This is a genomic window from Brevundimonas sp. (assembly GCF_031412435.1).
Lineage (GTDB): Bacteria > Pseudomonadota > Alphaproteobacteria > Caulobacterales > Caulobacteraceae > Brevundimonas.
In genome coordinates this window covers 17,841-41,882 of sequence record NZ_JANODA010000008.1, presented here as the reverse complement: position 1 = coordinate 41,882, position 24,042 = coordinate 17,841, and the positions used below count along the sequence as shown (strand labels likewise).

Genomic DNA, 24,042 nt, shown 5'->3' with positions numbered 1-24,042 from the left:
ATGCGCCCGCAGATTCTCTTCCCACTTTTCGCGGAGGTCACCAGCCTGAAAGGGGTGGGGACCAAGGTTGAGCCGCTGATCAAAAAGCTGGCCGGGCCGCTGGTGCGCGACGTGCTGTTCCTGGCCCCGGCCGGGGTTATCACGCGACGCAGAACCAACGCGGCTGATGCAATTGAGGGCGAGGTCGGCGTCTTCGACGTCATCGTCGACCGGATGATCGCGCCTGGCCGGCCGGGCGTGCCGCTGAAGGTCCGGGCCTCTGACGAGACCGGCTTCGTCCACCTGATCTGGTTCGGCGGCAGTCCCCAGCACATCGATCGCCAGCTGCCACGGGGAGAGCGGCGTCTGGTGTCCGGCAAGGTCGAACGGTTCAACGGCGAGGTGCAGATCGTCCACCCCGACTGGATCGTGCCGTTGGACAAGGGCGAGGAGATCCCCGCCGTCGAGCCCGTCTACCCTGCGACCGCCAACCTGAGCTCGCGGGTGGTGCGCAAGCTGGCGCTGGGCGCGCTGGCCGTCGCGCCGGAACTGGACGAGTGGCAGGACGCCGCCTGGCTGGCGAAACAGAAGTGGCCGGGCTGGCATGACGCGATCAAGGCCCTGCATGCGCCGGTGGGCGAGGCGGACCTGTCGCCCGACGCCGCGCCGCGCCAGCGTCTGGCCTACGACGAGCTGTTCGCCCATCAGCTGGCGCTGGCCCGCCGGAAGCGCGCGCGCCAGATCACCCCCGCGCCCTTGATCCTGCCCGGACCGGTTTCGCAGGCGTTGCTGGCCGCCCTGCCCTTCACGCTCACGGGCGCCCAGTCGCAGGCCATCGCCGAAATCCGCCGCGATCTGGCGTCCGGCGAACAGATGGGACGGCTGCTGCAGGGCGACGTCGGGTCGGGCAAGACGGCGGTCGCGGCCCTGGCCCTGGCCGATGCGGCGAGCGCGGGTTTCCAGTCCGCCCTGATGGCGCCGACAGAGATCCTGGCCCGCCAGCACTATCAGCGGCTGGCCCCCATGCTGGAAGCCGCCGGGGCGCCGACCATCCTGCTGACAGGCCGGGACACACCGGCCGAACGACGCGAGCGTCTGGCGGCCCTGGCTTCGGGCGAGGCGAAAGTCGCCATCGGCACCCACGCCCTGTTCCAGGACGCCGTGCGGTTCGACCGGCTGGCGCTGGCCGTCATCGACGAACAGCACCGGTTCGGCGTCAACGAACGGGCGCGGCTTCAGGCCAAGGGTGATCCGCGCGTCGGCGGCGTCCACCTGCTGACCATGTCGGCGACGCCCATTCCGCGCACTCTGGAGCTGACCCAGTACGGCGAACTGGAGGTCAGCCGGTTGATGGAGAAGCCGCCCGGCCGCACGCCGATCTCGACCGCAGTTCTGCCGCTGGCGCGGATTGGCGAGGTGGCGCAGCGGCTGAAGGCGGCGGTCGAGAGCGGGGCCCAGGCCTACTGGATCTGTCCGCTGGTGGCGGAATCGGAAGCCAGCGACCTCGCGGCGGCCGAGGAGCGGGCGCGCGATCTGCGGCGCATCCTGACGACCGAGGTCGGGCTGGCCCATGGCCAGATGCCGGGCGCGGAGCGTGAGGCCGTCATGGCCGACTTCGCTGACGGAAGGATTTCTGTGCTGGTGGCGACGACGGTCGTGGAGGTCGGGGTCGACGTGCCCAACGCGACGATCATGGTGATCGAACACGCGGACCGGTTCGGCCTCGCCCAGTTGCACCAGTTGCGCGGGCGCGTCGGGCGCGGGGCGAAGTCGAGCGCCTGCATCCTGCTGTACGGCGGTCAAGACGGCGGGCTCGGAGATACGGCGCGTGAGCGGCTGGAGACCCTGAGGCGCAGCGAGGACGGGTTCGAGATCGCGGAGGAGGACTTCCGCCTGCGCGGCGGCGGGGATCCCTTGGGGCTCAAGCAAAGCGGCTTCCCGGCCTATCGGTTCGCTGATCCGATCCGGCACCGATCGCTGCTTCTGGCGGCGGCGGATGACGCCCGGCTGGTTCTGGGGCGAGACCCGGATCTGGCCAGCCCGCGCGGCGAGGCGGTCAAGGTTCTGGAGGCCCTGTTCGACTGGAGAACCGACCGGACCGGTCTCGACTAGGGCGTGATGGAAGCCTGCCAGACGTTCAGACGGCGCTCAACGTCGCCCTCAATATCGGAATAGAAGAGATTGTACTGCCGGGCTTTTCGGCGATCCGCCCAGTTGCCTACTTCCCGGAAGGATTCGGTCGTCAGCTCGGTGTGACGCAGGATGCCCAGCCTGCACTGGGTCGCCACGGCTCGGTCGATGAAGGCGGGCCGCAGGCCCCATTCCAGACCGGTCGCATTGGCGGCGCCATGGTGCAATCGCGCGGGGACGGCCGCGTCGCTACGGGCTCCGCTGACCGGATTGACGCACAGGGCCGGGCGGCCCGCGAGATCAACCAGCCGTCCCGCGTCATCCCAGACCAGGGCGCGTCGCAGGCGCCGCCAGACGGCGCCGTCGTTGTCGTCTCCGACCTGCGACCAGCCGACGACGCAGCCGATGCTGGTGGCGGTGGCGCACGCGGGCACGGCGGGCGACAGGTTGTCGGCGGCCACGATGACATCGATCAGATAGACGGCGACGGTCCGGCTCCGCAAGGCGGCATCGCCAGCGACCCGTTCACGCACCAGCCGGTCGATCAGTTCGCCGCCCTGCTCCACCCCGGCCAGGACCAGAGGGCCGGTCGGATGGGCGGCCAGCCACACCTCGAAGGCGGCGAGGGCGTCGCCATACGCGAAGGCGCGGGCGTCGCGGGCGTCGTCGCGAAGAGTCAGGCGGGTGTAAAGCGAGGCCTGACGATATCGCGGCAGGCTGATGGCCCCGGCCCGCGCGAACGGCCCGGCGTAGTTGGGAATGACGACCCGCTCGAGGTAGGCGTCGGCCTTCGGATCGCCGATGGGGCCGTTCCAGTCCGCACCGCCGTCGAAGGTCGTCGAATGCAGGAAGAAGATCGCGGCGGGCCCCGAGGTCGGCGCCCGGACGTCCCGCATCGCCCATGCGTCGGCCGAGGCGTAGTCCGGCGGCGCCGGCGGGTCGTAGGTCTGGAAGGGAATCTGGGGATCCAGCCCGGCCTTCAGGATATCCCCGCGCCAGATTGCGACGGCGGCGGCGATAAGGAAGACCACGGCGAACCCTGCCCAGCCCACCCCTTGCCAGAAGGTCAGCCGGGGCGGTTTCACCGATAGGGGTCCGGTTGCGACAGGAAGGACTGGACGTAGCGACGCACCCCTTCTTCCAGCGGCGTCGACTGGCCGCCGAAGCCGAGGGCGCGGACGCGGTCCATGCGGGCCTCGGTGAAATACTGGTACCGGTCACGGATGACCTCGGGCATGTCGATATAGGCCACCGCGGGGTCCCTGCCGGCTGCGGCGAAGGTGGCCTTGGCGAGATCGAGGAAGGACCGCGCCTGGCCCGATCCGGCGTTGAAGATCCCGCTGACCCCGGGCGTGCACAGCAGCCAGTCGACGATGTCGACCACGTCGTCGACGAAGACGAAGTCGCGCAACTGGCCGCCGTCGGCGTAGTCGGGATGATGGGAGCGGAACAGGCTGACCGTCTCTCCGGCCGCGACCTTTGGCCAGATCTGGGCGATGACCGACTTCATCCCGCCCTTGTGACCCTCGTTCGGGCCATAGACGTTGAAGAACTTCAGCCCGGCCCACTGCCGCGGGGCGTGGTCACGGGAGGCTTCGCGCACGGCGTACTGATCGAACAGTTTTTTCGAATAACCGTAGGCGTTTAGAGGCTTAAGTCGTGAAATGGACTCAAGGTCGTCTGCGTCCTCGAACCCGGCTTCGCCGTCGCCGTAGGTGGCGGCCGAGGAGGCATAGATCATCCGCGCCTCGTTCAGGGCGCACCAGTCCCAGATGTCCCGCGACAGGCTGAAGTTGGTGCGCAGGATCAGGTCGGCGTCCTGCTCGGTCGTCGAGGAGATGGCGCCCATGTGGACGACGGCGCTGACCCGCTCCGCGTGGCGTTCGAGCTGGAGGAACAGCTCCTCCGGGCGCCAGAAGTCGGCGATGGCCGACTTGGCGATATTGCGCCACTTGCCGAGGTCGGCGCTCTCCAGCCGATCGCAGACGACGACGTCCCAGCGGTCCTCGGCGCACAGGCGCGAGACGATGTTGGAGCCGATGAAGCCGGCGCCGCCGGTGACCACGATCATCCGCCGCATCAGCCGGCCTCCCCAAGGCTGCTGTCGATCATCTTCTCGATGGTCCGGGTGGTTGAATAGCCGTCAGCAAACTCCGCGAGGCGTACCTCCCCGCCCCAGCTCTCGACCAGATCGCCGCCGACCACGCCCTCTCGCGTGTAGTCCGCGCCCTTGATGAGCACGTCGGGACGCAGGCGCTCGATCAGGGCCAGAGGCGTCGGATCATCGAAGGAGGTCACCCGGTCCACGCTGGCAAGACCACCAATGACGACGGCGCGGCTGTCGAGGTCATTCACGGGGCGGCCGTCGCCCTTCAGCCGGTGGACCGAGGCGTCGGTGTTCAGCGCCACCACCAGCCGGTCGCACCACGACCGGGCCTGGGCCAGATAGGCGACATGGCCGCGATGCAGGATGTCGAAACAGCCGTTGGTGAAGCCGACTTTCAGCCCCTGACGTCGCCAGGCCTCGACCTCGGCCGCGAGATCGTCGAGCGCCGTAACCTTGGCCAGGGCCGCGCCGGCGTGCTGGCTCATCTCGGCCTCGATCAGCTCGGCGGGGCTGACGACCGCCGTGCCGCTTTTTCCGACCACGACGCCGGAGGCGAGGATGGCGAGCTGCACCGCCTGCTCCAGCGACGCGCCCGCGCCGAGCGCCAGACCCAGGGCCGCCAGCCCGGTGTCTCCGGCGCCGGAGACGTCGAACACCTCGCGCGCCCGGCCGGGGAAATGCTGCGCCGGTTCGCCGCGCCGCATCAGGCTCATGCCCTTGCCGGCGCGGGTGACGACGATGGCTTTCGCAGTCGTCGCGGCCAGCAGGGCTTCCAGAGCCATCTCGATCTCGGCGTCGGTCTCGACCGGCAGGCCGGTGGCGCCGGCCAGTTCTGAGGCGTTGGGCTTGATCAGGTCGACCGCGCCGTAGCGGGCGAAGTCGCGGCCCTTGGGGTCAACAATGACCACAGCGCCAGTCTGTTGCGCCTGCCACAGGGCCGAGCGGATCAGCCGTTCGGTGACCACGCCCTTGGCGTAGTCCGACAGGAGAATGGCGGAAGCCCCTGAAAACACGTCCTCGCGGGAGAAGGCGCCGACGGTGACCTCCTCCTCGTCCAGCCGCATCAGCTGCTGGCCGCCCGAGACATAGCGGGTCTTGACGATCGTGGCGCCTGCCGTCCCTGTGCGATCGATGAAATCCTCGATCCGGTCTTCCGCGGCGACCAGCCGGGCAAGTTCCTCGCCCGAGGGATCGGCGCCTGTGACGCCGCCCAGCCGGGCCAGTCCGCCGAGGGCTGCGACGTTGCGGGCCACGTTGCCGACACCGCCGGGCATTGAGACCGTCCGGCGTGAGCGCAGAACCGGGATCGGGGCCTCGGGAGAGATCCGGCTGACCTCCCCATAGACGTAGCGGTCCAGCATCAGGTCGCCGACGCAGGCCACCGTCTGCCCGCGCGCGCGGTCGAGCAGGCTTTGCAGGGCGCCGAGGTCCAGGGTGCGGTCAACCATCGCCTTGGCCTATCGGATTCAGGCGGCCTTCGCCATCCGCGCCTTCGACAGGTCGTCATAGGCCAGCAGTTCGGCGGCCAGACCCTCGAACTCGGACAGGGGAACCATGTTCGGGCCGTCCGACGGGGCGTGATCGGGGTCCTGATGGGTTTCCATGAAGACGGCGTCCACACCCACGGCCACGGCGGCCCGAGCCAGCACCGGCACGAACTCGCGCTGGCCGCCCGAAGAGGTCCCCTGCCCGCCCGGCTGCTGGACGGAGTGGGTCGCGTCGAACACGACCGGGCAGCCGATCTCGCGCAGGATCGGCAGGGCGCGCATGTCCGAGACCAGGGTGTTGTAGCCGAAGCTGGCGCCGCGCTCGCAGGCCATGACGTTCGGATTGCCGGCGCCGACCACCTTGGCGATGACGTTCTTCATGTCCCAGGGGGCGAGGAACTGGCCCTTCTTGATGTTGATCGCCTTGCCGGTGGCGGCGGCCGACAGCAGCAGGTCGGTCTGGCGGCTGAGGAAGGCCGGGATCTGCAGCACGTCGACGGCCTGGGCGGCCTCGCGCGCCTGTTCTTCGGAATGGACATCGGTCAGGACCGGCAGGCCGGTGACCTGGCGGATCTCGTCGAAGATCGGCAGGGAGTCCTTGAGGCCCAGGCCGCGTGCGGCGCTGGCGGAGGTGCGGTTCGCCTTGTCGAAACTGGTCTTGTAGATGATGCCGACCTTCAGACGCTGGCCGATTTCCTTCAGGGCATGAGCCATCTCCAGGGCGTGCTGGCGGCTTTCCAGCTGGCACGGGCCGGCGATGAAGGCGATGCGCGCCCCGCCGCCGATGACGACCGGCGTGGTGATGCCGTTGCCGGAGAGGGTGATGACGGAATTGGGAGCGCTCACGGGCGGGCCTTCTCTCTGGGACATTCTGACGGGTGGCGCGTTTCCGATGCCACGCCTATGGGGCGGTCAGGTGGCCCCGCGCGCCGGAAGTTTCAACCTACCACGGAGATTTGAGGCGTGACCACCAACGGCGAGGCTCCCGTCATCCTGTGGTTCCGCCGCGACCTGCGTCTGGCGGACAACCCGGCGCTGAGCCACGCCCAGGCCAGCGGCAGGCCGATCGTCCCGATCTACATCCTCGACGAGGGTTCTGCGGTGCGCCCGATGGGTGGGGCTTCGCGCTGGTGGCTGGACAAGTCGCTGCGCGCCCTGTCCGCCTCGATCGCCGGGCGCGGTGGCCGACTGATTCTGCGGCGCGGTGATTCGGAAGCCGTACTGCGGCATCTGATCGAGCAGACCGGCGCGACCTGCGTGCTGATGAACCGCCTGTTCGAGCCCGACGCCTGGGCCTCCGACGCTGACGTCGCCCACGCGCTCCAGGCCGAGGGCGTCGAGGTCAAGGGCTTCAACGGCGCGCTCCTGGCCCGGCCCGGCTCGGTGCTGAACGGGTCAGGCGGGCCCTACAAGGTATTCACGCCCTTCATGAAGGCGTTGCGCGCCCAGGCGGAAGCGCCGCCGCCTCTGCCCGCCCCCGACGATCTGTCGGGCGCGCCCGGGGTCGGCAGCGACGATCTCGACGACTGGGGCCTTCACCCGACCCGGCCCGACTGGTCCAGGGGCTTTCCGGACGAGCCGGGCGAGGCTGGAGCCGTCGCGACACTGGCGCGCTTCCTGTCGGGAGGCCTGACGACCTACGCCGTCGACCGCGACCGGCCCGATCGCCCCGGAACCAGCCGCCTGTCGCCCGCGCTGCATTTTGGCGAGATCAGCCCATGGCGGATCTGGACTGCGGCCTATGACGCCGCGAGCTCCGGCAAGGTCCCCGCCGCCCAGGCCGACAAGCTGACCTCCGAGCTGATCTGGCGCGATTTCTCGGCCCACCTGCTGCATCATTTCCCGACCCTGCCCGACAAGGCGTTCCGGCCGGAATACGACGCCATGGACTGGCGCAACGATGACGCCGGGTTCGAGGCATGGACGCGCGGCCGGACCGGCTATCCGATCGTCGATGCGGGCATGCGCGAGCTGTGGACGACCGGGATCATGCATAACCGGGTGCGGATGATCGTCGCCTCCTTCCTGATCAAGCATCTGCTGATCGACTGGCGCAGGGGCGAGGCCTGGTTCTGGGACACCCTGGTCGACGCCGACCTGGCCCAGAACAGCCAGAACTGGCAGTGGGTCGCGGGCTCGGGCGCCGACGCCTCGCCCTGGTTCCGCATCTTCAATCCGATCACCCAGGGCCAGAAGTTCGATCCCGACGGCCGCTATGTGAAGCGCTGGGTTCCCGAGCTTGCCAAGGTGCCGGCAAGCCTTGTCCACGCGCCATGGACTGCGCCGCACGAGGTGCTGCGGGACGCCGGCGTCAGCCTTGGGAAAACCTATCCCCGACCGCTGGTCGATCACGCCGAGGCGCGGGCCCGGGCCCTGGCGGCGCTGAAGGCGATCAGGTCGGACGGTGAAGCCTATCCGGATGACTGACAACGGACCGGCATGAGCCGGTTCGCATTCACTCCGGCCTGAGGACGGCGCCGAGCATCGTTCGCGCGGCCTCCGCCTCGGCCAGGACCTGGGCGCGACGCTCCGGGCCGAAGTTCTCCAGGGTGCGATAGGGCATGGCGAGGCGGATATTGTCGCGCAGTCGATGCTGATTCCGCTCGAGAAAACCCCAGTACAGGCGATTGAACGGACAGGCGTTTTCACCGGCCTTGGCCTTCACGTCATAGCGGCATGATCCGCAGTAGTCGCTCATCCGGTCGATGTAGGCGCCCGACGCCGCATAGGGCTTCGACCCCATGATTCCGCCGTCGGCGAATGTGGCCATGCCGCGCGTGTTGGGCATCTCCACCCACTCATAGGCGTCGGCGTAGACGACCAGATACCAGTCGTCGATCTCGTCCGGATGAACGCCCAGCAGCATGGCGAGATTGCCGGTGACCATCAGCCGCTGGATGTGGTGGGCGTAGGCGTGACTGCGCGTCATCGACACAACATCGGCGACGCAGGCCATGTCGGTCTCGCCGGACCAGTAGAACCAAGGCAGGGTGCGGTCGGCGTCGAGGAAGTTGCGCCGCGCGTAGTCGGGCATCTTCAGCCAGTAGATGCCGCGAACGAACTCGCGCCAGCCCAGGATCTGTCGGATGAACCCCTCGACGGCGTTCAGGGGCGCGCGGCCGGCGCGGTACTCGATCTCGGCGCGGCGGCAGACAGCCAGCGGGTCGAGCAGGCCCAGGTTGATCGAGGTCGAGATCAGCCCGTGCCACATCCAGGGTTCGCCTCGCGCCATCGCGTCCTGCCAGTCGCCGAAACCGGGAAGGACGTTCGCCAGAAAGTCTGCGAGCACCGTCTCCGCCTGTTCCGTCGTCGTCGGCCAGCCGAAGGCGTCGAGATCGCCGAAGTGGTCGGGGAACAGCCGGGCGACGTCGGCGACGGCTCCGCGCGCGACGGCGTCGGGAGGGGTTCGCAGGCGCTTGGGCGGACGCATCCCCTTCGTCAGCTTCCTGCGATTCTCGGCGTCGTAGTTCCACTTGCTCCCGACCGGCTGGGCGCCGTCGAGCAGGAGGCCGGTCTCGCGCCGCATCTCGCGATAGAAGAACTCCATCCGCAACTGGGACTTGCCGGACGCCCAGCGGCGGAAGCGATCATGGGTGCAGATGAAGCGGCTGTCCTCGCGGACATCGACGGGGACGCGGGCGACTCCGGCGAAGGCGACCAGGGCCTCGGCCAGGCGCCACTCGCCGCATTCGGTGATCGTGACCGAGCCCATCGGCTGTTCGTCCAGCGCGCGGTGCAGTTCGCCGACGATGGAGTGGGTGTTGGCCGGGTCGTCGATGCGGACATAGCGGACGGTCACACCGCGCCCCTCCAGCCGCAGGGCGAAGCTGCGCATGGCCGCGAAAATCAGGGCGATCTTCTGCTTGTGGTGTCTGACGTAGGTCGCCTCCTCCCTGACCTCGGCCATCAGGACGAGGTCGCAGGCCGGGTCGAGATCGGTCAGGGCGGACAGGCCGTCGGACAACTGGTCGCCGAGCACCAGACGCAGCGTCCCCGTCGCGGCCGTGGTAGTCTGGGTCATGGCCGCAATCTCTTCCCTCGTCTCCGCACCCGAACTCCTCGCCGGGCTCGGCGATCCTCGCCTGCGCGTTCTGGACGCCAGTTGGCACCTGGATGGCACGCCCGCCCCGCCGATCTTCGAGACCGGGCATATTCCGGGCGCCGCCTTCTTCGATTTGGAAACGATCTCGGATCAGGCCAATCCCCTGCCGCACATGATGCCGTCAAGCGAGCAGTTCGCCGCACAGGTCGGCGCGCTGGGGGTGTCGGCGACGGACCGGATCGTCGTCTATGACACCTTCGGCCTGTTCACGGCCGCGCGGGCCTGGTGGATGTTCCGGGCCATGGGATGCGACCGGGTCCAGGTGCTGGACGGCGGCCTGCCCGCCTGGAAGCGGATGGGCGGATCGCTGGAGACCGGGGCTGCGTCGCCACGCCCGAGCGTATTCAAACCCGACCCCCGCCAGCAGATGATCGCAGACCTTGCCAGGGTACGTGCTGCGCTGGCCGCCGGAGAGCCCGTGCTCGACGCCCGCGCCGCCGCCCGGTTCGCGGGCACCGCCCCGGAGCCCCGCCCCGGCCTGCGTGCGGGCCATATGCCGGGCGCCGTGAACCTGCCGTTCGGAGAACTGCTGACGGCCGAGGGGCTGATGCGCGAGCCCGAGGCGCTGGAAGCGGCGTTCGCGGTACGGGGTCTGGGCCCGGCGGACAGACCCATCGCCAGCTGTGGCTCCGGCGTCACCGCCGCCGTGCCGCTGCTGGCCCTGGCCCTGCTGGGCCGCGAGGGCGTCCTTTACGACGGGTCGTGGGCCGAATGGGGCGGCCGGGACGACACGGAGGTCGTCACCGGCCCCTGACGATCAGGCGACGGACGCGACGGTCGGCGGCGCGTCGGGCTCCGGCTCAACCGGGTCGTCCTTCTCGCCGCGCGACACGACGGTGGCCAGGACCAGATCGCCCGTGACGTTCAGCACGGTCCGGCACATGTCGAGGAAGCGGTCGACGCCCAGGATCAGGCCTATGCCCTCGGCCGGCACACCGACCATGACCAGGATCATGGCGATGACCGGGAGGGAGCCCGCCGGAACACCCGCCGTGCCCACGCCGCCGAGGATGCAGACCAGCATCACGACGATCTGCTGGGTCAACGACAGCTCGATCTGGAAGAACTGGGCCAGGAACAGGACCGTGACACCCTCGAACAGGGCGGTGCCGTTCTGGTTGGCGGTGGCGCCCACGGTCAGGACGAAGCGGGCGATCTTGCGCGGCAGCTTCAGTTCTTCCTCGGCGGCCTTCAGCGACACCGGCAGCGAGGCGTTGGAGGAAGCGGTCGAGAAGGCCACGATCATCGGACGCTGGACGCCCTTGAAAAAGGTGATCGGATTCATGTTGCCGCCGATCCAGACGACCAGCGGATAGACCACGAACATATGGATCGCCATCGCGCCGACGGCCACGCCGACATAGGCAGCAAGCCGCACCATCAGGTCCCAGCCGAACAGGGCCGCCAGGTTGAACATCAGACAGGCGATGGCGATCGGGGCCAGTTTGATGACCAGATTGATCAGTTTCATCGTCACTTCGAGGATGCCCTCGATGACGTTCTGCAGCTTGTCGGTGTTCGGGCTCTTGGCCATGACCAGACCGATGCCGAACAGCAGGGCGAAGATCATGATCGGCAGGATCTGGTTCTCCGACGCCGCCGTGAAGACGTTCGACGGGATCAGGTCGAGGAAGAAGGTGCCGAACTGGACCCCTTCCGGCGCCTTTTCGACGATGGCCTGGGCCCCCTCGGCGCCCTGCGCCAGCAGTCGCTGGGCCAGCACCGGATCGACGCCGTCGCCGGGGCGGAAATAGTTGACCATGCCGAGGCCGATCAGCACGGCGATGCCCGATACCAGAACCGTCAGGAGCAGGGTCTTGGTGCCCGCCCGGCCCAGAGACTTCAGGTCGCCCATCTCGGCCACGCCGACGACGAGGGCCGAGAAGAGCAGCGGAATCACCAGCATGAACAGAAGGCGCAGGAATATCTGACCGGCAGGGCCCGTGACGTTCGACGTCACCCACTGGACCCACCAGACATCGGGGCCGACGTACTGGTTGACGTACAACCCCGCTCCCAGCCCGATCACGAAGCCAAAGAGCATCAGCCAGTGGAGCGGAATGCCGCCCTTCTTCGTCGTATCCATTCGTCCCCCGAAGGCTTCGACCGCGTTCCCGCGCTCGCGCCAGATCATTATCGGACCGGCAGGCCGTAGATCAGGCCGCCCGGTCGAGCGGTCCATTGTGCATTCAACCCGCGGGCCAGGTCGAGAGGCGATTGCGAACCGAGATTCCGCTCGAAGATTTCGCCGTAGTTGCCGACCCCCTCGACAGCGTCCGCCGCCCAGGTCTTCGACAGGCCCAGACGGGGACCGAAGTCGCCCTCCGCGCCTAACAGGCGTCGGACCTGGGGCTCGCGCGAGGTCTCCGTCTGCTCCTCGACATTGGCCTGTGTCACGCCCAGTTCCTCGGCGAGGATCAGGGCGTTCAGGGTCCAGCGCACCACGGAGGTCCATTGTTCGTCGCCGCGCCGGGTCACGGGGCCCAGCGGCTCCTTCGAGATCACGTCCGACAGGACGACGTGCTGCTGGGGGTCAGCGAGGGTGGTGCGGGCGGCAGCCAGGGCGGAGACGTCGGCGCTGAAGGCGTCGCAGTCCTCGCGGCGATAGGCCTGACGCGCGGCCTCTTCGGTCGGCAGGACGACGGCGCGATAGTCGATGCCCCGGCTGCGGAAGTAGTCTTCGGCGTTGAGAGCGCTGGTGGATCCCGCCTGCACGCAGACGCGGGCGCCGTTCAGCTCCGCGGCGCTGTTCAGGTCCAGAGAGCGGCGAACCAGAAAGCCCTGGCCGTCGTAATAGTTGACGCCGGCGAAGGCGAGCTGACCGCTGGTATCACGCTCCATGGTCCAGGAGGTGTTGCGCCACAGGACGTCGATCCGCCCGTCCGCAAGGGCCTGGAACCGGTTTTCGGCCGTCAGGGGCACGAACCGCACCGCATCCGGGTTGCCGAAGATGGCCGCCGCCAGACCGCGACAGAAGTCCACGTCGAAGCCGCGCCATTCGCCCCGATTGTCTGTGTAGGCGAAGCCGACCAGACCCTGATTGACGCCGCAGTTCAGCCGTCCGCGACGCTTGACGTCGGTCAGGGTCGGGCTTTCGACAGGCGCGGCGGCGGTCTGGGTCGTTCCGGTCGTCGCTTCCGTCGCTGGCGCCTCGGTCGCCCGATCGCGGTCGCCACACGCGACCAACAACATCAGGCCCGCGAGGCCCGCCATCCGCATCCAGAAAGCCCCGGCTCGTTCGCCCATGGTCCGTCCCGCGTTCGCTGTCGTCGCGACTCGCCCGTCACGACCCCTTGCGCCCCTGCTGCTTTAGAGGCCTTTGGGGCTTCGTTCGCAACCCGTCGAGGCCGCCATGGATCCGCTTTCCGACCGCACCCGGCTGATCGCGGCGGCGACCCGGCGCGGAGGCGGGCGCCGGCCGGTCAATCCGCCGATCGAGCGCGCTTCGACCATGCTGTCGGACGCGGTCGGCGATATGCGCAACGATCGGCTGGGCCCGCTCTATGGCATCGACGGAACGGCGTCGCAGGACGCACTGAGACGCGCGATCGCCGATCTGGAGGGAGCGGAGGCCTGCTGGCTGGCGCCGTCGGGGCTCGCGGCGGTGACCTTGCCGCTGATGGCCCTGACCGGGCCCGGCGACGAGATCCTGACCACGGACGCCGTCTATGGGCCCGTCCGGCGCTTCCTGACCCGCCATATGGCCGCGCGCGGGGTCACGGCCCGGTTCCATCCCGCAGAAGCCTCTGCAGAAGAGGTAGTCGCGCTGATCTCCGAACGAACCCGGGTGGTGCTGATCGAATCGCCGGGGTCGCTGACGTTCGAGATGATCGACGTCCCGGCCCTCGCCGCCGCCGCCCGGTCTCGCGGCGCCCTGACCGTCATGGACAACACCTGGGCCGCCGGACTGGCGTTCAAGCCCCTGGTTCACGACGTGGATGTCAGCGTCCAGGCCCTGACCAAATACGCCGGCGGCCATTCGGATCTGATGCTGGGGGCCGTCTCCGCGAGCGGCCCCGGGGTCATCAAGGCCATCGCGGAGGCGCAAGAGGATATCGGCCTGTGCGTGTCTCCGGATGACGCCTGGCTGGCCCTGCGCGGGCTGCGGACCCTGCCTCTTCGCTACAGGGAACAGGCGCGGTCGATGATGAGGGTCGCCGACTGGCTGGCGCAGCGGCCGGAAATCGCGCGCGTGCTTCACCCCGCCCTGCCCGGCGATCCGGGGCATTCGCTGTGGGTGCGCGACTTCAGCGGCGCCGCGTCGCTGTTCGGAGTGGTGATGCAGGGCGGCGATGCGAAGGCCGCCCACGCCTTCCTCGACGCCCTCAGCCTGTTCGGTCTGGGCTATTCCTGGGGCGGGTTCGAGAGCCTCATCACCTTCGAGACGCCCCAGATGGCGTTCCGCGAGGCTCCGCCGGCGCTGGAAGGGCCGTTGCTGCGGCTGCACGTCGGGCTGGAGGATGCGGCCGAACTGATCGTGGATCTGGAGGTCGGGCTCACCGCCTGGCGGGCTGCCCTCGCTTAGGCGCCGATCTCGGGAATCATGCCGGTGACGAAGGATCGCATGCCGGTCTCCGGACGGAGCATGCCGCGCAGAAGGTTCACCGTCACCGCCGCATGGTCCTCGAACACGAACCCGCTCGCGGTGAAGCGGCAGTTGGCGAAGCCGGGCTGTTCGACGCCCTTGAACACCAGCTGGGCGTTCCGGAATTCGCAGTCGATGAAGGTGTTTCCGTCCAGAAGCTGACGGCCTTCGAGCACCTGATTGCGGATTTCGGCCATGCGGATGTCCCTTGCTGATGGAGATGGCGCGCCCAGCAGGACTCGAACCTGCAACATCCCGCTTAGAAGGCGGGTGCTCTATCCGGTTGAGCTATGGGCGCGTGTCTGGCTCAAGTAGCAAGCGACCGCGTCGCGAGCGATAGCCAAGTGAAATGCGGCTCAAGTCGTGAGCCGCCGCGCGACGAACGATAGCCGCCCTCTTGAATCAATGCGTCCAGGGCTGCTTGCGGGCGGTGGCGAAGTTGTCGGCATAGGCCTTCAGGATCACCGGGGGCTCCTGGGGCTGGTGCAGACGGAACGGGATGCCGTGCCGTTCGGCGTAGGCGACAGCGTCTTCCTTCGACTCAAAGCTCAGACGCACCTGGCCGTTCATGTCGGAAGAGCTGGTCCAGCCCATCAAGGGATCGATGGTGCGCGCGGACGCCGGCTCGAAGTCCAGCCGCCAGTCCTTCGACTTGGCCTTGCCGGACTGCATGGCGGTCTTGGCGGGGCGATAGATGCGGGCCAGCATGGCAAGAACTCGGGCTAGCGGGAGACCCCGCGGCTCAAGCAGCGAGCGCCCGCGGCGCGAGCGGTAGCCGCCAACAAACCCTTGGCTCAAGTAGCGAGACGCCGCGCGACGAGCGGTAGCCACTCAAGACAATGGTCGGAGTGAGAGGATTCGAACCTCCGACCCTCTGGTCCCAAACCAGATGCGCTACCAGGCTGCGCTACACTCCGGCGGAGGGGTCTGCCAGCAACCGCGCCGTGGTGCAACGCAAGAATGGCGTCACGGGCGGAAGAAGGGGTGTACGACCTTGTCGCCGGCCTTGGCGCCGATCTCTTCCGCCCGGCCAGCCCTGAGCTCCAGCACGCCGTTGGCCGCGCCGTTCGAAGGGATCGTCGTTTCCGAGTAGGGCGTGGTGTGGTGGGCGATGGAGACGATCGTCCCCGTCGGGTCAATGTAGAGAATGTCGAGCGAGCTCGGCGTATTTTGCATCCAGAAGGCCTGCTCGGCCGGCGCCGGGAACTGGAACAGCATGCCGCGGTCATCGGCCAGCGGCGGACGATACATCAGCCCCCGCGCACGTTCGGCATCGTCGTCGGCGATCTCGACCCAGAACGCGTGCTCTCCCGAAGCCGTGACGACCTTCAGTTCCTCGAGCGGGTTTCCCGCCTCGTCGACCGGTGCGGAAGATTTGGCGCAGGCGGACAGGGCAAGCCCGAGGACCAGGGTCCCGACAATGAGGAAGCGTTTCGACAGCATGATCGCCCTTTCGGGGCGACCGATCAGTCGCCCGGTCTGATTTCCGCCACCACCAGGCCCTTGGGGCCTTCGGCGAACCGCACCGCGACCGTCTCGCCGGGGACCAGGTCGTCCAGTCCGCAGCGACGCAGGGTCTCGATATGGACGAAGATATCCCCCGGATCGGTCGCGCGCACCACGAAACCGTAGCCCTTGGTGCGATTGAACCATTTCACCGTCGCGGCCTCGAGGGCGTCGGACGCCTCGGGTTCGATCGGCTCGCGGAACGACCGCGAATCAGCCCGAAGACCTTCGTAGCCGGAGCGCCGCGTCGGAATTTCCACCTCGCCTGCGCCGAGGTCATGAACCTGAACCACCTGCCAGCCCTTGGGACGGCGTGCGCAGTCGCACTCGATCGGGGCGCCCTCGCCGGCCGATTCCCAGCCGCCGTCGCGCAGGCTGCTGATGTGCAGCAGGACATCCTTGGCCTCGGTCTGGCCCGGGTCGTCGGGCACGATAAAGCCGTAGCCCTTGCCTGCATCGAACCATTTTACTCGGCCGGCGATCCGGACCGTGTCCGGTGCATCCAGCCCCTCGTAGTCAGACACTTCAAGCCCCCCCGTCCGCACAGTCCCTGCGAACCGGGCATGTTTACCACGGTTCTGTGAACGCGGGACAATCGAAAAACACCGGTTTCAATCCCATTCAGGGCAGAACGTGCAACGAACTCGCGTGGGGTCGCGCCGGGAACACACACCGAAAGCACGATCCTGCGCGTCACAAGGGCGACGGCGATCGGCGAATAGCGATGAAATGGAATGCCCCGCGTGGCAGTCCCTAGGGGAGTCGAACCCCTCTTTTCAGGTTGAAAACCTGACGTCCTAACCGATAGACGAAGGGACCGCTGCGCGGGGAAGCGGCGATATAGCGGGCGATTCCGGGGGGCGCAAGCGCCGTTTCGACTTAAGTCGCCATCCGGGGATCGGCGATGTCTTCGATCTCGAACTGCACACCCTTGCGACCGTTCCAGTCGTCCGCCTTCAGACGACCCACGACGCTCAGACCGCCCTGCCCCGCCAGCAGCGCGCGCCCGGTCGGCAGATCCCCGCAGCGCCAGGCGATGGCCTTTACCGAGGCGCCGTCGGCCCCGACGAGGCGGCAACGGACGTGGCCACCGTTCATCTGAACCGGCTCGCGGGCCTGAACGCCGTGCAGGGCGAACAGGGGTTCGGGGTTGGCGGGACCGAAGGGGGCGAGGCGTTCGAAATCCTCGAACAGGGCGCGGGAAGCCGCGCCGGGCTCGATCAGGGCGTCGACCTCGACCCAGTCCAGGGCTTCCGCATCGACCTGCTCGCCGGCCATGGCGGCGTTGAGGAAGTCTCGAAGGGCGTCGATGCCGTCGGGCCTGATCGTCAGGCCTGCGGCCATGGCGTGCCCTCCCCCGGCCAACAGCAGGCCTTCGCGCCAGGCCGCCTGGATCGCGCGACCGAGGTTCATGCCCGGCTGTGAGCGGCCCGAGCCCTTGGCCACCCCGCCGACCGCATCGACGCCGATGACGATGACCGGCTTGCGCCAGCGTTCGCGCAGCCGTCCGGCGACGATGCCGACGACGCCGGGGTGCCAGTCCTCGCCCGAGACCACGACGACGGCCGAACCGTCCGCATGCTGCCCGGTGGCCTCGACGCGGCGGGTAGCGGTCTCGGTGACCTCGCGCTCGACCTCGCGGCGGGCCACGTTGAGGGCGTCGAGTTCTTCGGCGAGGGCCTGGGCCTCCAGCGGGTCGTCGGTGGACAACAGACGGGCCCCGAGGTCGGCCCGACCGATGCGACCGCCCGCGTTGATGCGGGGACCGAGAATAAAGCCGGCATGATTCGACTTGGCGGGGCCCGGTTCGCTGCCGGCCACAGCGAGCAGGGCCTTGAGCCCCGGATTGCCCCAGCTCGACATGACCTTCAGGCCCAGACCGGTCAGGGCGCGGTTGAAGCCGGTCAGGCCCGTGACGTCGCAGATGGCGCCCAGGGCCGCGAGATCGAGCCACTGACGGATGTCCGGCTCGGCGCGGTCGGCGAACAGTCCGCGCTTGCGCGCCTCGCGGTTCAGGGCGGCCAGCAGGACGAAGACCACGCCCGCCGCCGCCAGATTGCCTTGTCCCGACGTATCGCCCGGCCGGTTCGGGTTGACGACCGCCAGACACTGCGGCGGCTCCTCGCGCATCATGTGATGGTCGATGACCACGACCTTCAGACCGATGGCGCAGGCATGGGCGATGGCTTCGTTGGCCGCCGCGCCGCAGTCCACCGTGATGACCAGATCGGCCCCCGAGGTCTTCAACCGGTCGAAGGCCAGCGGGCTGGGGCCATAGCCCTCGGTCAGCCGGTCGGGCACATAGATCGGCAGGTCTGCGCCCAACGACCGGAACCAGCGCACCAGCAGGGCCGCGCTCGAGGCGCCGTCGACGTCGTAGTCGGCGAAGACATGGATGCTCTGGCCCGCCTGCATGGACGAAACGATGGCCTCGGCCGCCGCGTCCATGTCCATGAAGGAGGACGGGTCAGGGAACAGCCGCTTCAGCGTCGGCTCAAGGAAGTCCGCCCCCTGATCGGCCGCCACGCCGCGCGCCGCCAGAGCCCGGGCCAGAGGCTCGGATAGGCCCAGACCCTGCATGTGGGCGCGGATGATCGAGGCCTCGGCCGGCCTTTGCCGCCAGGCCCGGCCCGAAAGCGACCGGGAAACGTCGAGGAACCCCGGCGCCAAACCGGACGCGGGAGCTCCGTCGGCCATCAGAGCGGGCGCGTGGTGCGGATACGCCGCACGGTGCGGGTCGACGAATCCATCACCAGCGTATGGGTGGTGACGAAGCCATTGCCCATCTGGACGCCGTCCAGCATGGCGCCCTTGGTCACGCCGGTGGCGGCGAAGACGGCGTCCTTCGAGACCAGTTCGTGCAGGTCGTACTTCCGGTCGAAGTCGGTGACGCCGGTGCGCTGGGCGCGGGCCCGCTCGTCGTCGTTGCGGAACAGCAGCCGGCCCTGGAAGTGACCGCCGACGCACTTCAGCGCCGAGGCGGCCAGAACACCCTCTGGGGCGCCGCCCGAACCCAGATAGAGGTCAATGCCGGTCTCGGGCTCGGCCGTATGAATCACGCCGGCGACGTCGCCGTCGGTGATCAGCATGACGCGGGCGCCGACTTCGCGCAGGGCCGCGATCAGGGCCTCGTGGCGCGGACGATCCATGACGCAGACGGTGATGTCTTCCGGGCGCACGCCCTTGGCCGCAGCCAGCGAGCGGACGTTGTCGCCCGGTTTCATGTCGAGATCGACGGTGCCCGGCGCATAGCCCGGGCCGATGGCGATCTTGTCCATATAGGTGTCGGGCGCGTGCAGCATGCCGCCGCCGGCCGACATCGACAGGACGGTCAGGGCGTTGGCCATGGCCTTGGCCGTCAGGGTGGTGCCTTCCAGCGGGTCGAGAGCGATGTCGATGGCCGGCCCTTTGCCAGTGCCGACCTTCTCGCCGATGTAGAGCATCGGCGCCTCGTCGCGCTCGCCCTCGCCGATGACGATCTTGCCGTCGATATCGAGGCTGTTCAGCGCCGTGCGCATGGCGTCGACCGCCAGCTGGTCGGCGTGTTTCTCGTCGCCGCGGCCGATCTGGGCCCAGGACGCGATGGCGGCCAGTTCCGTGACCATGGCGGCGTCAGCGGCGAGGGTCGAGGCGAAGGGGGCCGTGTCAGCCATGTCGAAAGACTCCTGAGGAGGGATGATCCCCGGATTCTCTCGACCGGGCGATAGGGACGATAATCAGCGGGGCGCCGGGCCCCGGTCTACGGGCGGCGGGGCCGTGCCGCGCTGCCGCGTGCGGGCGGCGAAGGCCTCGACCTCGGCCCGGGTTTCGGCGGTGACCGGGGCGACGGCCTGGCCGTCGATGCGGCTGTTGACCTCGGCGGCGAAGGCGACCGGGTCGCCCGTCTGCCAGTCGATCCGCGCGGCTTCGGCGGCGAGGTCCGTCCCGCTGCCTCGCAGGCTGTTCACCCTTGTGGCGACCTCGACGGGCTCCGGCAGGGGATCGGACGACCGGGGGAAGTCCTCCCAGCGCGGATAGGTGCGGTTGGCGTCGACGAGGGCCTGAACCCGCGGCGCGATGGGCGATGCGGTGTCTGTCTCGGGGCTGAACGCGCCCGCACATCCGCTCAGGGCAACCGCGGCCGCCGGGATCGCCAGACCCCCGAATATCTTTTTCGCCTGATGCGCGTTCATCTCGTGCCCGGTCATATGCCATGATCATGACAGGCGGAAGGGCGGAGCACACGCCGACGTCACAACGAAAGCGCGCGGAGGACCTGATGGCCAAGACACCGACGAAGCCGCCCGAACCTCTGGCTGCCGCCAAGGCGCCGCGCAAGTCCGGCCGCCCGACCTCCGCCAAGCCCCGCGCGCCCAAGGCGAAGAAGACCGAGAGCGAGCCCGTCGTCGCGGAAGCCGCCCCCTCGCCCGAGCCAAGGGCCGCCAAGGTTCAGGCCGACCCGACGCCGCCCCTGACCGACAATCCGTTCGCCCTGCCCGGCGCCGACCAGCGCGAGATGCTGGAAGCGCTGTCGCTGAACCTGGCCAGGGCGGCGATGACGGCACAGTCGGCGATCGCCGAGGCGGCCCTGTCGCAGGCGGATCGTCCCGCCGCCCTGTCGCCTGACCCGTTCAACGTCGGGCCGGCGATGAACTCCGTGATGACCAGCCTCGCGTCGCGCCCGGACAAACTGTTCGCCGCCCAGGCCGATCTGTTCAACCGCTATATGGACCTGTGGGCCACCTCGACCCGCCGCGCCGCCGGGGAAGAGGCCCCTGCCCCCTCGAAGGACAAGCGGTTCAAGGACCCCGCCTGGTCCGAAAACCCGATGTTCGACATGATGCGCCAGTCCTACCTGGTCACCTCGGACTGGATGAACGGGCTGGTGTCGTCGGTCGAGGATGTGGATCCGCGTACCAAGCGGCGGGCCGAGTTCTTCACCAAACTGCTGACCGACGCCTTCTCGCCGTCCAACTTCCTCGCGTCCAACCCCGCCGCGCTGAAGGCGATGGCCGATACCAACGGCGAATCGCTGGTGAAGGGGATGCAGAATTTCGCCGCCGACCTCGAACGCGGCATGGGCAAGCTGAAGATCAGCCAGGCCGACTACGGCAAATTCGTCGTCGGCGAGAATGTCGCCACCGCCCCCGGCCAGGTCGTGTGGCGCGACGAACTGTTCGAACTGATCCAGTTCGACGCGGCCACGGACAAACAGCACGCCGTCCCGTTGCTGATCTTCCCGCCGTGGATCAACAAATTCTACATCATGGACCTGCAGCCGGAGAACTCGCTGATCCGCTGGCTGTCGGCCCAGGGCTTCACCGTCTTCGTCTGTTCCTGGGTCAATCCGGACAAGGACAAGGCCGGATTCGGCTTTGACGAATATCTGGAGAAAGGCATCTATCGCGCCGTCGAGAAGACGCTGGAACAGACCGGCTCGAAGACGGTGAACACCGTCGGCTATTGCATCGGCGGGACCCTGATGGGCGCGGCCCTGGCGCATATGGCGGCGAAGAAGGACACACGCGTCGCCGCCACGACCTTCTTCGCGGCCCAGCACGACTTCGCCGAGGCCGGCGATCTGCTGCTGTTCACCGACGAACACTGGCTGAACGAGATCGAGCAGCAGATGGACGCGGCGGGCGGCGTTCTGCCCGGCGCCGCGATGGCCGAAACGTTCAACGCGCTGCGGGCCAACGACCTGATCTGGTCGTTCTTCGTCTCGAACTATCTGATGGGCAAGTCGCCAGCCGCCTTCGACCTCCTGTTCTGGAACGCCGATCAGACGCGCATGCCCAAGAAGCTTCACATGGACTACCTGCGCTCCATGTACGGCCAGAACCTGCTGTCACAGGGCGAGTTCACCATCGGGGGGATCAAGGTCGACCTGTCGAAGGTGAAGATCCCGCTGTATTTCCAGGCCAGCCGCGAGGACCATATCGCGCCGATGAACTCGGTCTATCGATCGGCCAGAGCCTTCTCGAATGCCGCCGTGACCCTGACACTGGCCGGCTCGGGACATATCGCCGGGGTCATCAATCCGCCCAGCGCCAACAAATACCAGCACTGGACCAACGCCGCCCTGCCCGGCTCGCTTGCCGAATGGCAGGCGGGCGCGGTCGAGCATCCCGGCAGCTGGTGGAACCATTGGGCCGCCTGGCTGGCCGAGAGGTCCGGCGACATGATCCCCGCCCGCGATCCGAAGAAGGGGCCGCTGAAGCCCATCGAGCCGGCCCCCGGCTCCTATGTGAAAGTGAAGTCTTGAAGCGTCTTGAGCCCAACTTCCTGCTGGCCGTCTCGACCCTGATCGCCCTGGTGCTGCTGATCACGACGGCGGCGGTGTTCGGGGCGCCGGGCGGGGCGATCAAATATCCGGTCATCGCCGTGATCTGCGTCGTCGCCTTCGTGATCGGCAACGGCATGATGGCGGGGCGGACGGGTCGGGTGACGCCGCCGATGATCAACCTCGATACCCCGGCGACGGCGGCGTGGGCCGGCGGCTTTCCGATGCTGGTCATCCTGTTTGCGGGGGTCCCGCTGATCTGGGCCGGCCACGACTATGGCCTGCTGATCATCATCGCCTCGGTCATGGCCGGGGTGACGGTCGAGTCGGCCTTGAAGGCTCGGCGGACCTAGGCGGGCCTGAAGGTCAGGGCCACGCCGTTGTTGCAATAGCGTTTGCCGGTCGGACGCGGACCATCGTCGAACACATGGCCCTGGTGCCCGAGGCAGCGCGCGCAATGGTATTCGGTGCGGGGGAAGCCGATGGCGAAGTCCTGCTTCATGCCCAGCGAGCCCGGGATGTAGTCGTAGAAGCTGGGCCAGCCGGTGCCTGAATCGAACTTGGTGCGAGACTGGAACAGCGGCAGGGCGCAGCCCCGGCAGACGAAGGTCCCCGCCCGGTGTTCGTCATTCAGCGGACTGGTGAAGGGCCGCTCGGTGCCCTCATGGCGCAGGACATCATAGCTCAGGCCCGGCAGCCGCTGTCGCCACTGGGCGTCGGTGACCCGGCGGAACGGCGAGTTGGCGTACTGGGCCTCGGAGGCGTCGGCCTCCCCCGAGGTGCAGGAGGCCAGTGCGGTCGCGGCGGCGCCCAGCAAGAGGGTCCGGCGCGAGGTCGTGAGGGCTTGGGTCATGGCACTACATACGTCGGCACACGAGACGAGGTTGCAAGCCTCAGCTCAGTCCCGTCGCCTCGTCCAGCCCGAGCATCAGGTTCAGGTTCTGCACCGCCGCGCCCGACGCCCCCTTGCCGAGGTTGTCCAGCAAGGCGACCAGCCGCGCCTGCGAGCCGTCGCGATGGCCGAAGACGTGCAGCCGCATCCGGTTGGTGCCGTTCAGCCCCTCGGGATCCAGCCCCGTCATGGCCTCGCTGTCATCCAGCCCCGCGACCTCGACGAAGCGGCAGCCGTCATAGGCCTCGACCAGGGCGCCGTGCAGGCGGTCGATCGAGGGGGTCTCGGGCAGGGCGGACAGCTGCAGCGGCACCTCGACCAGCATGCCCTGGCGGTAGTGGCCGACGGCCGGGGCGAACAGGACGTCGTGGCGCAGGCCCGAGTGTTTGGTCATCTCGGGCACATGTTTGTGCTGCAGCGACAGGCCATAGGCGCGGAAAGGCGGCGCCCCCATCGTCACCCCCCGGCTTGACCGGGGGGCCTGTTCAAACTCGGCAATCATTGATTTTCCACCGCCGGAGTAGCCGGACACGGCGTTGACGGTCACCGGCCAGTCGGCGGGCACCAGCCCGGCCTTCACCAGCGGCCGCATCAGGCCGATGAAACCGGTCGGATAGCAGCCGGGGTTCGACACCCTGCGCGACCCGCAGATCTCGCCGCGCTGGACCGCGTCCATCTCGGCGAAGCCGTAGGTCCAGCCGGTGGCGACGCGGAAGGCGGTCGAGGCGTCGATGACCCGCGTCGTCGTGTTCTCGATCATGGCCACGGCGTCCTTCGCCGCCTCGTCGGGCAGGCACAGGATCACGGCGTCGGCGGCGTTCAGCGCCTCGGCGCGCGCGGCCGGGTCCTTCCGACGGTCGCCGGTCAGGGAGATGAACTCCAGGTCCGCACGGCCTTCCAGCCGCTGGCGGATCTCCAGCCCCGTGGTCCCGGCCTCGCCGTCGATGAAGATGGTGTGGGTCATGGGTGTCTCCCGACCAAAGAAAAAGGGC

22 protein-coding genes and 3 tRNA genes are annotated in these 24,042 nt (G+C 68.4%); 6 read left to right on the top strand and 19 right to left on the bottom strand.

All coding sequences use genetic code 11. The features are described 5' to 3' along the window. Window positions 1-2,091 (top strand): ATP-dependent DNA helicase RecG, encoded by a 2,091-nt coding sequence (recG, locus tag RMO01_RS01960; RefSeq protein ID WP_309627386.1) that lies wholly within the window; start codon window positions 1-3, stop codon window positions 2,089-2,091. Here recG and RMO01_RS01955 read toward each other — a convergent pair. The 4 genes from RMO01_RS01955 to kdsA are packed head-to-tail and all read right to left on the bottom strand — an operon-like array spanning window position 2,088 to window position 6,573. Next, complete coding sequence (locus tag RMO01_RS01955) at window positions 2,088-3,194, bottom strand: DUF3089 domain-containing protein (RefSeq protein ID WP_309627365.1); 1,107 nt, start codon at window positions 3,192-3,194, stop codon at window positions 2,088-2,090. The genes recG and RMO01_RS01955 overlap by 4 nt on opposite strands. Further along, window positions 3,191-4,180 carry an ADP-glyceromanno-heptose 6-epimerase gene (rfaD, locus tag RMO01_RS01950; RefSeq protein WP_309627385.1) on the bottom strand — a complete coding sequence of 330 codons (990 nt, stop codon included), beginning with the start codon at window positions 4,178-4,180 and terminating at the stop codon, window positions 3,191-3,193. Before rfaD ends, RMO01_RS01955 begins: the two co-directional genes overlap by 4 nt. An 8-nt stretch (window positions 4,181-4,188) precedes the next feature. After that, a complete protein-coding gene (gene rfaE2, locus RMO01_RS01945) occupies window positions 4,189-5,664 on the bottom strand; it encodes a D-glycero-beta-D-manno-heptose 1-phosphate adenylyltransferase (RefSeq protein WP_309627364.1) in 1,476 nt (491 codons plus the stop codon). 18 nt (window positions 5,665-5,682) lie between these two features. Next, a complete protein-coding gene (gene kdsA / locus RMO01_RS01940) occupies window positions 5,683-6,573 on the bottom strand; it encodes a 3-deoxy-8-phosphooctulonate synthase (protein WP_409013026.1) in 891 nt (296 codons plus the stop codon). Window positions 6,574-6,666: 93 nt separating this feature from the next. On the opposite strand from kdsA, the gene RMO01_RS01935 reads away from it, so the two are divergent. Beyond that, window positions 6,667-8,130, top strand: coding sequence for a deoxyribodipyrimidine photo-lyase (locus RMO01_RS01935; RefSeq protein ID WP_309627362.1), 1,464 nt, complete (start codon window positions 6,667-6,669; stop codon window positions 8,128-8,130). 28 nt (window positions 8,131-8,158) lie between these two features. Here RMO01_RS01935 and RMO01_RS01930 read toward each other — a convergent pair whose 3' ends face one another. Then, complete coding sequence (locus tag RMO01_RS01930; RefSeq protein WP_309627361.1) at window positions 8,159-9,724, bottom strand: cryptochrome/photolyase family protein; 1,566 nt, start codon at window positions 9,722-9,724, stop codon at window positions 8,159-8,161. Between RMO01_RS01930 and RMO01_RS01925 the strand changes: the two genes are divergently transcribed. Beyond that, the gene (locus tag RMO01_RS01925; protein ID WP_309627360.1) at window positions 9,723-10,559 is read left to right on the top strand and encodes a sulfurtransferase; all 837 of its coding nucleotides are present in this window, start codon (window positions 9,723-9,725) and stop codon (window positions 10,557-10,559) included. The two genes, RMO01_RS01930 and RMO01_RS01925, sit on opposite strands and share 2 nt — an antisense overlap. 3 nt (window positions 10,560-10,562) lie before the next feature. Here the strand turns inward: RMO01_RS01925 and RMO01_RS01920 are convergent, their stop codons facing one another. Continuing rightward, window positions 10,563-11,891 (bottom strand): dicarboxylate/amino acid:cation symporter, encoded by a 1,329-nt coding sequence (locus RMO01_RS01920; RefSeq protein ID WP_309627359.1) that lies wholly within the window; start codon window positions 11,889-11,891, stop codon window positions 10,563-10,565. 47 nt (window positions 11,892-11,938) lie between these two features. After that, on the bottom strand, window positions 11,939-13,051 hold the full coding sequence (locus tag RMO01_RS01915) for an amino acid ABC transporter substrate-binding protein (protein ID WP_309627358.1): 1,113 nt from the start codon (window positions 13,049-13,051) through the stop codon (window positions 11,939-11,941). Window positions 13,052-13,157: 106 nt separating this feature from the next. Between RMO01_RS01915 and metC the strand changes: the two genes are divergently transcribed. Next, window positions 13,158-14,330, top strand: a complete 1,173-nt coding sequence (gene metC, locus RMO01_RS01910) for a cystathionine beta-lyase (protein WP_309627357.1) — start codon at window positions 13,158-13,160, stop codon at window positions 14,328-14,330. Here metC and RMO01_RS01905 read toward each other — a convergent pair. The 10 genes from RMO01_RS01905 to RMO01_RS01860 form a co-directional block, all read right to left on the bottom strand. Further along, window positions 14,327-14,587 carry a hypothetical protein gene (locus RMO01_RS01905; protein WP_309627356.1) on the bottom strand — a complete coding sequence of 87 codons (261 nt, stop codon included), beginning with the start codon at window positions 14,585-14,587 and terminating at the stop codon, window positions 14,327-14,329. The two genes, metC and RMO01_RS01905, sit on opposite strands and share 4 nt — an antisense overlap. Window positions 14,588-14,611: 24 nt before the next feature. Then, window positions 14,612-14,688, bottom strand: a tRNA-Arg gene (locus RMO01_RS01900). 104 nt (window positions 14,689-14,792) lie between these two features. Beyond that, entirely contained in the window at window positions 14,793-15,098 is a 306-nt protein-coding gene (locus RMO01_RS01895; RefSeq protein ID WP_309627355.1) for an ETC complex I subunit, read from the bottom strand. 132 nt (window positions 15,099-15,230) lie between these two features. Continuing rightward, window positions 15,231-15,307 (bottom strand) — tRNA-Pro (locus RMO01_RS01890). A 49-nt stretch (window positions 15,308-15,356) separates the two neighbouring features. Continuing rightward, window positions 15,357-15,833 (bottom strand): DUF192 domain-containing protein, encoded by a 477-nt coding sequence (locus tag RMO01_RS01885; protein ID WP_309627354.1) that lies wholly within the window; start codon window positions 15,831-15,833, stop codon window positions 15,357-15,359. 23 nt (window positions 15,834-15,856) lie between these two features. Next, a complete protein-coding gene (locus tag RMO01_RS01880) occupies window positions 15,857-16,420 on the bottom strand; it encodes a cold-shock protein (protein WP_309627353.1) in 564 nt (187 codons plus the stop codon). Between the two features lie 220 nt (window positions 16,421-16,640). Further along, window positions 16,641-16,715 (bottom strand) — tRNA-Glu (locus tag RMO01_RS01875). Window positions 16,716-16,775: 60 nt separating this feature from the next. Continuing rightward, the gene (recJ, locus tag RMO01_RS01870) at window positions 16,776-18,593 is read right to left on the bottom strand and encodes a single-stranded-DNA-specific exonuclease RecJ (protein ID WP_309627352.1); all 1,818 of its coding nucleotides are present in this window, start codon (window positions 18,591-18,593) and stop codon (window positions 16,776-16,778) included. Further along, the gene (glpX, locus tag RMO01_RS01865; protein WP_309627351.1) at window positions 18,593-19,549 is read right to left on the bottom strand and encodes a class II fructose-bisphosphatase; all 957 of its coding nucleotides are present in this window, start codon (window positions 19,547-19,549) and stop codon (window positions 18,593-18,595) included. The genes recJ and glpX overlap by 1 nt, the downstream gene beginning before the upstream one ends. Before the next feature lie 63 nt (window positions 19,550-19,612). Continuing rightward, a complete protein-coding gene (locus RMO01_RS01860) occupies window positions 19,613-20,083 on the bottom strand; it encodes a hypothetical protein (protein ID WP_309627350.1) in 471 nt (156 codons plus the stop codon). 71 nt (window positions 20,084-20,154) lie between these two features. Here RMO01_RS01860 and phaC point away from each other — a divergent pair, with 71 nt between their 5' ends. Next, window positions 20,155-22,140, top strand: a complete 1,986-nt coding sequence (gene phaC, locus RMO01_RS01855; protein WP_309627349.1) for a class I poly(R)-hydroxyalkanoic acid synthase — start codon at window positions 20,155-20,157, stop codon at window positions 22,138-22,140. Then, a complete protein-coding gene (locus tag RMO01_RS01850; RefSeq protein WP_309627348.1) occupies window positions 22,137-22,511 on the top strand; it encodes a hypothetical protein in 375 nt (124 codons plus the stop codon). The genes phaC and RMO01_RS01850 overlap by 4 nt, the downstream gene beginning before the upstream one ends. Here the strand turns inward: RMO01_RS01850 and msrB are convergent. Together msrB and argC are read right to left on the bottom strand one after the other, a co-directional pair. Further along, the gene (msrB, locus tag RMO01_RS01845; protein ID WP_309627347.1) at window positions 22,508-23,011 is read right to left on the bottom strand and encodes a peptide-methionine (R)-S-oxide reductase MsrB; all 504 of its coding nucleotides are present in this window, start codon (window positions 23,009-23,011) and stop codon (window positions 22,508-22,510) included. The genes RMO01_RS01850 and msrB overlap by 4 nt on opposite strands. Window positions 23,012-23,051: 40 nt before the next feature. Then, window positions 23,052-24,014 (bottom strand): N-acetyl-gamma-glutamyl-phosphate reductase, encoded by a 963-nt coding sequence (argC, locus tag RMO01_RS01840; RefSeq protein ID WP_309627346.1) that lies wholly within the window; start codon window positions 24,012-24,014, stop codon window positions 23,052-23,054. Between the last annotated feature and the right edge of the window lie 28 nt (window positions 24,015-24,042).